The organism is Streptomyces yaizuensis (assembly GCF_034961445.1).
GTDB lineage: Bacteria > Actinomycetota > Actinomycetes > Streptomycetales > Streptomycetaceae > Streptomyces > Streptomyces yaizuensis.
In genome coordinates this window covers 423,878-434,879 of record NZ_BSBI01000004.1, presented here as the reverse complement: position 1 = coordinate 434,879, position 11,002 = coordinate 423,878, and the positions used below count along the sequence as shown (strand labels likewise).

At 69.3% G+C, this 11,002-nt stretch carries 4 protein-coding genes; 2 read left to right on the top strand and 2 right to left on the bottom strand.

The genetic code is table 11. The annotated features are described in order from the left end of the window. Positions 1 to 858 precede the first annotated feature (858 nt). Positions 859 to 1,170 (top strand): hypothetical protein, encoded by a 312-nt coding sequence (locus SYYSPA8_RS12755; protein ID WP_323447216.1) that lies wholly within the window; start codon positions 859 to 861, stop codon positions 1,168 to 1,170. A 123-nt stretch (positions 1,171 to 1,293) separates the two neighbouring features. Here the strand turns inward: SYYSPA8_RS12755 and SYYSPA8_RS12750 are convergent, their stop codons facing one another. Together SYYSPA8_RS12750 and SYYSPA8_RS12745 are read right to left on the bottom strand one after the other, a co-directional pair. Further along, positions 1,294 to 1,902, bottom strand: coding sequence for a hypothetical protein (locus SYYSPA8_RS12750; protein ID WP_323447215.1), 609 nt, complete (start codon positions 1,900 to 1,902; stop codon positions 1,294 to 1,296). A gap of 135 nt (positions 1,903 to 2,037) precedes the next feature. Beyond that, entirely contained in the window at positions 2,038 to 7,305 is a 5,268-nt protein-coding gene (locus tag SYYSPA8_RS12745; RefSeq protein WP_323447214.1) for a hypothetical protein, read from the bottom strand. Between the two features lie 3,341 nt (positions 7,306 to 10,646). On the opposite strand from SYYSPA8_RS12745, the gene SYYSPA8_RS12740 reads away from it, so the two are divergent. Continuing rightward, a complete protein-coding gene (locus SYYSPA8_RS12740; protein ID WP_323447213.1) occupies positions 10,647 to 10,997 on the top strand; it encodes a CU044_2847 family protein in 351 nt (116 codons plus the stop codon). Positions 10,998 to 11,002: the final 5 nt, after the last annotated feature.

Below are 11,002 nucleotides of genomic sequence, written 5' to 3'. Positions count from 1 at the left end.
CGCCCACGAATGGCCCCGTGCACCAGCCCGCTGCCGACACCATCGACCACACCCTCTTCACCAAGAACGTCCGCTGCTCCCTCCACGGCCGGAACCCGATGCAGGTTCCGCCACGGACACGCAGGATGCCGACGCCGCCGGCGCGCTCAGAGCCAGGGATGGGTGGTTCGGGCTGAAGTAGCGCGACAGCGTCGTCCGCTCCGGGACGGGCTCGGTGCAGGGGTCCGGGACACAGTGGTCGGGCGGACCCCACCCGGCTCACCGGCGGATGCCGGTCTGCATACGGATCCGTATCGGGTGCCGGGCCCGCACAGTTGTGCCGGTGTCGTCGGCAGGCGCGCCGCTCGTGGCGGTGCCCCGTGGCGTCGCAGGGCACTGTCGCCGTTCCCGCCGCCCTGGTGGCCGGTCCGGCCTTGCCTGGTCCACGCCCACGGGCCCTGCCCAGCTCTTCGGCTGGGCAGGGCCCGTGGGGGGGTGGGCGCGCCTGGCTCAGGCCGAGCGGCGGGCTGCGGGTGGGTGGTGGGGCCACCGGTGGCGGCGAGGTGTTCGGGTGATACGAGAAGACCCCGATGGTCGGGGAGACGGCGTCTTCGGCGAGTTCGGTGACCTTGTTGATCGCTTTGCCCGCGACCGGGACAACGACCTTGCCGACGTTGGTGATGCCCCGTGTCATCAGGGAGAGGGCTGCGCCCCGGCGGCGTTGACGAATTCGCTGCTGGTGAAGCCGTGTTCGAAGCCGGTGAACACGGCGCTGATCCCCGCCGTGCCGAGGGACACACCGCCGAGGACTCTCGGGATGGGCAGGGTGAAGGGGGCTGCGGGGGGGGGATGATGCTGGGGACGAGGAATCCGGCGGACATGACGCCGGTTGCGGTGCTGGCGGTGCCGAAGGTGTCGGACCACCAGCTCGCGTCGTTCCACCATTCTTCCTTGCCGGCGTTGCTTCCGGGGGTGCCGCCTTCGGGGTTGACCCGGTCGTTGCTGGGAGTGTTGGCGGGGTTGCGGCCCTTCTTCTTGTTCTCCTCTGCCTCTTGGGCTGCTTTCTGGGCGGCGGCCGCTATTTCGGCACGCCGTTTGTCCGTGGCGATCCGGCGGGCATCGCCGGCCGCTGCTGCGGCGGTGCCGACGTCGCGGCCGCCGATCGCCGCGCCGGGCGTGTCGGCGTCGTGAGTTCGTCGTACGCACGCCTGGGTGCGCAAGGTGGCCTCACCATGATCCGACGGTGGTGCCGGTGCCGGGGTCGACGAGGACCATTCCGGAGCGGATAAGTTTGGGGGATGTCGACGCAGCGGGTCATTGCGGGTCACTGACCCCCAAGTTGTCGAGAGCGCTGAGGAAGGTCCGAGCGTGATGCCGAACATCTGGCGACGGGTCTCCTTCGGCGACCGACCGGAGGAGCGGGCGAAGAGAGGGATACATACTGTAGAAAGATGCAAGAATCGAGAATTCACGAACGACCTTCGACTCGCTCTGTAGACCGTCCGAGATCCTCTCGAACACGTCATCATTATCGGCCGGAGAGCCGACGGCCATTCTGACGAGGGCACGGCCCCGCTGTTCGTCTTCCTCCGCCACGTCCACGGCTTCAGTCAATTCACTCAACACCCACCAGGGCAGCCCGCTCCGAGCCGTTTCGAGCTGAGCGGCAAAGGCCGGTTCGGACGGCGCCGAAAACTGCACGTAACGGCAGCCGGCCAAGGCGTCTTCTGTGTAGTGGAAACGAATTTCCGGATCACACTCCCAGGTGATTCTGTATTCCAGCTTCCCCTGAGGATCCACCCAGCCTTCCTGAAGCCTGAGCCAATCATTTTCCAAGGCGAATTCAGTGACCTCCAACTCCCCCGCCGGTGGGCGCAGAACAAGTCGCAAGGAACCGGTCTCGCGCGCCGGATTCGTTCCCAAAACTATCTCCCGATCTATTCGTCCGCACGACCATCCACGTTATTATTCCACAGCGTATCCAGCCTGGCCCGCATGATCTGCTCAAGTTCCCTGAGACGTTTCTCGACTACCTCCGGACTCTCAGCCGAGAGGGCTTCAAGGTGCTTCGCCCAGTTCGGCACACCTTCCATGTTTGCAATCCACGCGCGCGCAATCCGAAGCTGGTCGGCGACGCATGAGAGCCTGCTCATAGGCCGCATTGTTGTCAGTGTTGAGATATGGTCGCGCCCTCGGTCGCCCGGATTTCGTATTCGGGTTCTTGAAGTAATTTTTGACCCGTGTGAAATATCGCACCAGACTCTTGCGTATCGCGACCGCCCCGCCGACCCTCTTGGACGGATCGACAGCTCCGGGCTTAGCCTTCGCGCGCATCGGGAAGTCGCGCGCGAACTGGGCCAGGTCACCATAGTCGACGACGCCGTCGGGGGTGTTGACTCTCCCCTGGCCTCGTGAAGCCATGTCCAGGCCCATGGTGGTGAGGATGTGTGTGGCGGGGTCCCGCCAGCCCTCGATGTCGAAGAACCAGTGTTTGAGCTCGAGCGCGTTCTGCTGGTCCCCGACGGCCGCCGCACGTCCGGCCACGTTGTCCAATGCTCCCTGAGCCAGTTCCCGCCGCTGATCGACCGTCATGTCGTTACTGAGCATGTCGGTGAAATCATCATGGGACATGTACGCGGAGGTGCGCCTCCCATTGCTGTCGGTGCTGGTCCAGTGAACCAGCTGATTGTCCGCAGTGGGGTTTTTGTACTGCCGACCGCCCTGCGTTCGACGCACGCTGGCGATGACCTCGCCGCCGACGACCTGATCGACGAAGCTTGACGTCGGCCCTTCGGTCAGCGCCGGAATGCTCTGAATCATGCCGGACTGCTGATACGGGGATGTGCCCGACGTCACCTGGTGCGGGTCGGACTCAGAGCGCCTGGCAAGGTCATTGGGGGCCAGGCGCCCGGCGAGACGGGGCGAGTCGGTCGCGCTACCTTCTTGGACCCCGCCTTCTCGCTGGCGCCTCAGAGCCCGGATCCGGTACTCCTCACCCAGCCTCTGGAGAATCAGCAGGAGGCGATCGGCGATATTCACATCCATGCCGTCGACAACCTTTTCCTGCGGGTTGAGGACTGCCGTGATGTCGAACCTTCTCGACCCTTCCTTTTCGAGTCTCGTGAGCCGGTACCAGGCCCGCAGTGGAACAAGGAGCGCCTTGAACGTGCGTTCCGATGTTCCGCGGTTCAGGAGTCCCTGCAGTTTGGGACGGAGGCGGACGAGAATCTTCTGCAGCCGAGCGTCCTTCGAATCCTTTGATTCCTCTTCCTTCTTGCGCTGGTCCCTCTTCTCCTTCTCCAGACCCCTGTCTTTCGACCGCCGGTCCTCGTGCCTGTCGCGCTTCGGCTTCATCGGTCCCTTGGAGTCTGTCCTGTCCTTGCCCCTGTCGTGATCCGCATCGGGCTTGCGCATGTCCGGAGGGTCTTTGTCCCCGGCCTTCGCCCTGTTCGGGTCCTTGCCGTCGTCCTTGTTCGTGGGCTTTCCCGGGCCCTTGGGTTGGGTCGGGTCCTTGCCGTCGTTCTTCGGCGTGGCGGAGTCCTTGTCCCGGGCCGTAGGAGTGGTGGAGTCACCGTCCCTCTGCGGCTTGGGCCTGGGGGCCGATTCGGGTTTCGGCTTCGGCGTCGGCTTGGTGTCCTTGTTTGTGGTGGGCATGAGTGTCCTGCCGTCGCCCTGCGACTTTGGCTTCCCGGTCGCCCCGTCCCTGCCCTGGCCGTGTTTCGGCGCCGTAGCAGTCTGTGTCTTCGCGGCCGGGCCCGGCTTCTTCACACTGGCTGAGGGCTTGCTGTCTCTGTTCTTGTTGTCCGAGTCCTCGGCCGCCGTGCTTTTGCCGCTGCCCTGCTTGTCTTCCTTGCTCTTGTCGAGCCTGGCGGCGACGCCCTTGAGGCAGCGGCCCACTTTGGCGACGTACTTGCCGATCCCGGACAGCAGTGCCTGGTACAGGACTTCCAGCAGTGCCACCGCGCCCGCCGCGACCGCCTTGGCGAAGAGGATGCCGGCGCCGCCCGTGCGGACTGCCTTGAGCCAGTCGAGGACTGCGCCCAGGGAGCGGAGGATGGCGCTCAGGGCGCCCCACGCCGTGCGGATGGCGTCGATGACGGCCATGACCCAGCCGGCGCCCGGGATGAGTTTGGCGACCACCTTCGTCACGACCAGCTCGCCTATGATCAGGGGGAGTTGGGGGACCACTGCCTCCCAGGCCTCTTTGACGATCTTGTCCAGGGTGATGCCACCCTTGATCAGTTTGTCGATGATCGCTTTGGGGACGCCGATGATCTCCTGGATCTTCTCCTGGAACCAGGTCTTCACCGCCGAGGAGACCTCGCGGAAGAGGTGGTTCTTCGCGCCGTCCACCGCGGAGTTCCTGGCGCCGCTGAGCCAGCCGGCGGGGTCCGAGAGGAAGTCCACTGCGATCATCATCCAGGCGCCCAGTGCGCTCAGGAGTTTCGACGCGAAGTCCAGGACCGCCTTCACCGCCGCGACGATCGCCCGGACCGCTGCCAGGAGGGCTTTCTTCAAGAGGTCCAGGATGCCGCTCAGGAGCTTGCCGATCGCGTTCAGCAGGTCCGAGATCGCCTGCTTCAGAGCCTGTGCCAGGCGGTTCACCAGAGCGATGGCCGCCGTGATGAGGGAGGTGATGAACGTGCGGATCCTTGCCGCCAGCTCGATCACCGCCCGCACCAGCGCCACGGCGAGCTCGATCAGGTCCTTGATGAATTTCTTGATCGCTTCGACGATTTTTTTGCGGACATCGTTGATCCAGCGCTCGACCGTCTCCTTGAAGTTCTTGATGAAGCCGATCACGGCGTTCCGCGCCGTCCGGATGACCCGGACGATCGCGTTCTTGATCTCGATGACCTTCTGCTTGATCCACTCGAAGGCCTTGCTGATCCAATTGCCCGATTCCTTGACGGCGCCGTCGCGCTGCTGTGCCGCGTCGCGCTCCGCCTTGTCGCTCTCCTCCTGGATCTTCTTGTCGCTGCCCTTCTTCTCCTTGCCGACGTTGTCGTCGGTCTTCTTCTCCTCGTCCTCGACGTCCTTGAGGACCTTCTTCTGCCGCTGCGTCTTCTTGTCGCCGAGGCCCTTGAGCTCCTGGTCCTGCTCCGTGCGCCAGTCCTGGCGCTGGGCGGTGACGTCAGCCGTCGCCTTCGCGCGCTCGCGGGCCTGCGCCTCGGTGTTCGACGCGATCTCGGCATCGACCTTCTGCTGGTGCTGGGCCTGCGAGTCGCGGAAGTCCCGGTCCTTGGCCTGCCGGCCCTCGGACATGCTCCGGGTGCCGTCGCTGAACGCCGCCTGGAACTGCGGGCCCTGCTCGTGCTCCGCCACCTCGGAGGCAGCCTCCGGCGGGACGGCACCCGTGGCGCCTCCCGCTGCGACCGGCCCGCCCGCGCCGCCCTGCGCCCCGGGGACCTGGGCGGTCATCTCCTCCTTGGGGGCGTCGGGGTAGATCTGGTCCTCGCCCATTCCGCGGCCGGCGTCGTCACGGGCCGCTGCGAGGGTTTCCTGGCCCTTGGCGTCGACGTGCCCGCCCTGTTCGGCGGACGCCTGCCCGGCACCGCCCTGCATCCCGACCCCCGGCGCGTTGCCCGCCTGTGCCTGTTTGAGCGCCTCGTCCTTGGTCGGCAGGCCGGCGAACTTGGCGGCCAGTTCCTGCGGGTCCACCACGGGTTTGTCGGCGCCGAAGAAGCCGGCGACCCCGTTCACGATCTTGCCGCCGATGAAGCCCAGGGCCATTTTGAAGGTGTCCCAGCCGCCCGGCTCCTCGGCCTTCTCCGCCTCGATCTGTCCCTCGGGCTTCTTCCCGCCGGTCACCTCGGCGTTCTCCGGCTCCGGCACCTGGGACTCCATGGGTTTGTCCTGGGAGTACGCGGCCGGGGCGTCCGTCGTCGGCTTGCCGGCCAGCGTCTGCGGAGCGCCGACGGGACGCTCCATCGACGGTGGCGCGGCCGCGAGTACCTTGTGCTCGTCACCGACGGAGCGGTCCACCGCACCGCCGACCCCGCCCATCGCCTGAAGCGCCGTGTGCGGCTTGAGTTTCGACGCCGTCGCCAGACCAGCCTCCGGCGAGACCCCGGCGAGGTTCGGAACAGCTCCGGAACCCTTCCCACGCCTGCCTCGCGCGGGAGCCGCCCCACCGCCACCACCACCGCGCAGGGCTCCGGCCCGCGCCGCCCTCGGCGCGGGTGCGGACTCCTGCTCCGTTTTCTCCCCGGAGGTTGCCTTGACCGACGCCGGTTGCGGCTTCGGGGCAGCGGGCGCGGGCTTGGACACGTGCGTCTGCGGGCGGGCGTCCGGCTCGGTGCGGGACTCCTGCACAGGCTGCTCACCTGCGGACTGTGTGCTCGACACGCCGGGCGCTTCGGACCTGCTCGAAGCGCCGGAGGACAACGCCCCCGGAGCGTCGGATCCGCCTCCGCCACCTGGCTCCTTGGCCTCGGTGTCACCTCGCGGCGATGGGCCGCCTGTCGTCTTCTGCGACTCCGGCTCCCGCTCGCCGCTCCCCTTGCCGCCGGCGGCGGTGCCCTTCTCCTCCTTGGCGGTCGTCGCCTCGATCCCGCTGCCGCCCTCGGACTTGCCCGCCGCCTCCTGCACCGTGGTCTGCGCGGTGACCGGACCCCTCTTGGGGTCGTCGCCGCTCTTGGGGTCCCGGGACGTCGAGCCCAGACGCGCGAGCGCGGCGGCCTGCTCGGCGGCCTGGCCACCGAGGGCCGTAGCGCTGTCCGGTCCGCCCTCGGTCTCCACCGACGGTTCCGGCTCCGGCTGGGCCGCCGCCTCCTCCTCGGGCTCCGTCGTGGTGTCGTCCTCGGCGTCCTCCTTTTCGCGCTCTGCCTGTACCTGCTCGGCCCGGGTCGGCGGCGGGGTCGCGAAGGACGGGTCCGGCGGGGTGGTGGGCGTGGAGGGGTCCAGTTTGTCCGCGGTCGGCACGGCGGACACGTCGAGGTCCCGTTGCGGGACGAAGTCGTCCGGCTGGAGTTTGACGTCCCAGGCGCTCGGCTCCTCGCCGCCGGCCTCGACCTCCGACTCGCCGGCGGAGCCGAGGGGGGCCTGGTCGGTCTCCTGCGGGCCGTCGAGATCCTGGTCGCGTGTGCCGTCGAGGGTGCTCAACGCACTGGGGAGCTGCGTATCCGTGCCCGGGGTGGCCGGTGAGCCTCTGGGCTTGTCCTGCCCTCGTTTGTCCTGCTGTTTCAGCTGGCGCCCGGCGACCGCCGCCTCGGCCGCGCCCGGGCGGTTCCTGGCCGCCGACTCCTCCTTGCTCGCAGCGGCCGCGTCCTTCCGCTCGGTCCTCTCCTCACCGCCCTGGCCGCCGCTCGGCTCCTTGCCGTCCACCGGGGCGTGGACTCCCGCCCTCCGTCAGACGCCCGGCCGGAGGGCGGGGACGACGACGGCTGCTGCCTCTGCGGCGCGGGCGCGGGTGCACTCGGCGCGGTGCCCTTCCCGGAACGCGGCCGCCACGCCGGTGGCTTCTGGTCGGCCTCGCGCGGCGCACCTGCGCCCTGCACAGTGCCGCGGTGCTCCGGCGTACCACCCTGGCGGGGCGTGCTCCCGGCCGCGCCCTCCTGGCCGCTTTGTTCCTTCTCCGGTCCGGGCGCGAGCCGTGGCCGCTGTTCCTGTGCCGTGCGCTCCTCCGCGTTCCGCTGTGCGTTCTCGCGCTCGGTCCGGATCTCCTCGGCGGTGTCCGGCTCGATCTGCGGGGCCTCGTGCGAGTAGCGCTCCAGGCCGTCCTCGGCGTGCTCTTCGTACGTCTCGATCTCGTCCACGAAGTCGAGCACCCGGTCGTGCTCCGAGGCCAGCAGCCTGACCTCCAGCCGCCCAAGGACGGTGTCGAGCAACTCGACGGGCAGCCGTGCGAGTTGTTTGCGGGTGCGCTGGGAGAGATCCTCCGGATCGCCGCGCAGGGAGCGGACGAGCGAGTTGGCCAGCCGGTCGACGAGGGTGGCCGGGTCGATCGCCTCCGCGCGGCTGCGGTCCGCGTCCACGGTCGCGTAGCGCAACCAGCCGGGCGTGGCCCGCCCCTGCCCGACTTCCGGGGCGGGCTCCTGCGTACCGGCCTGTTCCGCCTGGATGGCCGCCCGGGCCGCCGACTCCGCCTCCCGCTCGATCGACTGCTGCGGCAGACTCACCGCACCCGGATCGCGGCCGACCCGCAGCACACCGAGACCGTGCGGATTCTGCACCGTGTGCAGCAACTCGTGCGCCAGCAGCCGCCGGCCGTCGGCCGTACCCGGCCGGTAGGCGCCTTCGCCGAAGAAGATGTCCTGGCCGACCGCGACCGCATCCGCGCCCAGCATCCGCGTGAGGACACCGGCCTCCCGGTCGGTGTGCAGCCGGACCCGGCTCAGATCGTGACCGAGCCGCTCCTCCAGCTCCCGCCGCACGCCCGGGTCCAGCGGCTGGCCCGCCCCGCTGACGATGTCCTTCGGCCCCCAGACACGGGCCCCGGCCGCCCGTTCCCGGCGTCTGCGCCGCCGCTCGGCCCGAGCCGACTGCGCGTCCTGCACCCGATCGTGGGACGTACTCACCGCTGCTCACCCCGTCCCGGAGGACCTGTACGCACTGTCCGCGCCAACAGCTCGCCGATGCGCAGTGGCGAGGTTTTGCCAGCTCCATGGTCTGAGCCGCACGGGAGTTCACGGGCGGCACCGCCGGCGCGCCACCGCCAACGGTGCCCCCGCCCCCGCTCGCGTCCGAACCGGACCGGCTCCGGCTCCGGCTCCGGCTCAAAGGTGGCCGAGACCCCGTCCGGACCGAGCCGGTGAACGCAGTCGTCTGATACCGGCTTGCCGATCCCCGCCCGCGTCCTGGTGTCGCACGGCCTCTTGTTCAGACCCATCCGTGGACCTCCGGGAGCGCCAAAGAGCGCTCCAGCCATAGGTATCCGGTACACACGAACGCCAACATGTGCCGCATCCACAGCCGACGGCCCCGGCTGCGGGCAGAAAGAGCCCCGGCCACGCCGGCGCGGATGCAGCACCCGACCCGCTCATCACAACCGCAGACACGATGATCCCCGGCCATCGGCAGGCTCGGCCGGCCATCCGCCGGCCGGGCCGGACGACACCTGACTCCATGTGATCATCCAGTCACTTATGCGTGAGGTCAGTCTGCCGGGCAGTTCTGTGCTGCGGAAGTGCGCCGACGGAGATCTCGCGGCCCCGGGTGCACGGGATGGGGGCGACCCCGCCCGCACCGTGCGCCGTCCCGACTCGGCGCCGGGTGCGGTGGACGACCATGACGGTGACCACCGCGGCCGCCCTCCTGCCTGAACCCGTGCCGTCGGACCGACCGCACCCCTGCTGGGCGGCGTCGCCCGCAGCCCGCCTCTCCAGCCCACTCGACGGCCGCCGCTGCCAGCTCAAGCTCCCCGGCCGGCTGATGCGAGGAGGGGTGGGCCGGCCCCTGGAGGGTCTGGCCCGATCCGCAGGACCGGGGATCGTCGCCACGGTCGCCTCGAAGCAGGGCCGTTCGTTGGTGCATCCGCCCGTCAGGGGAAGCCGGGCATGGGAACTGGCCGTCGCACGCCCCGGTGGACCTCGGTGCCCAGCTCTCCAGAAGGTTGCTGCCTGGCCGCCCTTCACCGCCCCGGTCGCTCGCCGCAATCCCCGCGCGATAGCTCGGGGCGCCACCACCTCCCCGCCGCTGCGCAGTCAGCTCGCGCTCGGCAGATGCTCCTCAGCCGTATCACCTGTATCACCCGGTTCCAGGAGAGCCCTCGGGCACCTCGCTCACGCCGGGAATCAGGGATGGCATCGTGCTGACCCACTCCCGCAGCGAGACCTCCCCGACGCCCGGCTGCCTGGGCTGATGAAGAATCCCGTGCTCATGCACTTTCCGGGCCCGTGGGTGAAGCCAGCCGGCGCGGCCTCCCTACGGGTCCGGCGGCCGCTCCCGGCGACCCGCCGTCACGGCCCGCCGCATCCCGATTCCGCTCCGGCGTGTCGGCCCGCCGCATTGTCGCCAGGCCACGTGCCGGGCGCCCGCCCATCGAAGCGTTCCCGGCATTGTGCGGCCGGCACGAGACCAGGATTTCCCCGCAAGCGTCCCAGCACTGACATCGGCCGTGGTCCCCGGCCAGCCCCCCCTGCGATACCAGGGCCGGACAGTCCCAGGCTCCCGGAAGACGTCGGCGTCGATGCGGCATGGGTACGCCTCGGCACCGGGCCCGGGATACCGGCTCTTGGGCGGCGAGCAGTTGCCGGGCGCCGGCGCCGCGTGGGGCGACACCGGCCACCGCACCCCCGGGGGCGGACAGGGGGTTGAGCGTCGTGGGGCTCGGGGTGCGGAGGAACTCGCGCCGGGAGACCGTCGGCCGGGCAGGTTCGCCCGGGGCCAGCCGCTTCAAACGAAGGAAGCCCCCACTCCTGCACCAGGTGGGCCGAGTCCGGCAACGACAGCTGGCAGTCCTCGCGACCTGTACCCATCATCTGGTCAAGCGGAACATGGTTCTCGCTCCACGAGGACGGCTCCTGTGTCGGGAAGGCGTTCCACGTGTCCGCCACCGGCCCGCCGTTGCGGGGGCGTCCGGCGGCCACGATGCCGTCGGCCAAGGCGTGGAATCGCCGAAAGGGGGGACGCCGCAAGCGTGCGCGGATACCGTGGATGCCTTCAGGGCGCCCGGGTGGATTGTCAGCATCGCGGGTTCTGGGAGTGCCGGGTTCATTGGGGGGCCGATGGCCGATCTGGTGCGTGTTCCGCTGGGCAGCGGGGGCTCGATCCTTGTGGAAGCAGTCGAGGGGGCGGACGGACCGGTGAAGGCCGGGCGGATCGCCGAGGCGATCCGGGACGTGCCGGGCAGCCTGCAGACCATGCTGGAGCCGGTGACCGAGATGGCCGGGGCCGTGCTGGAGCGGCTGAGGCAGGCGGGTCCGGACGAGGTGCAGGTCGAGTTCGGTGTCGATCTCGCCTCTCAGGCCGGTGCGGTGATAGCCAAGAGCCAGGCGGGCTGTCACCTCAAAGTGACGGTCTCCTGGCACCGCGATCCGGGATACAGCACGGCCCTGCCGACCACCGCACCCGGCTGAGACCC

Excerpts from the sequence above, each read along its gene's own strand:
- SYYSPA8_RS12755 (WP_323447216.1), top strand. The coding sequence starts at position 859 with ATGACGCCGGTTGCGGTGCTGGCGGTGCCGAAGGTGTCGGACCACCAG.
- SYYSPA8_RS12740 (WP_323447213.1), top strand. The coding sequence starts at position 10,647 with ATGGCCGATCTGGTGCGTGTTCCGCTGGGCAGCGGGGGCTCGATCCTT.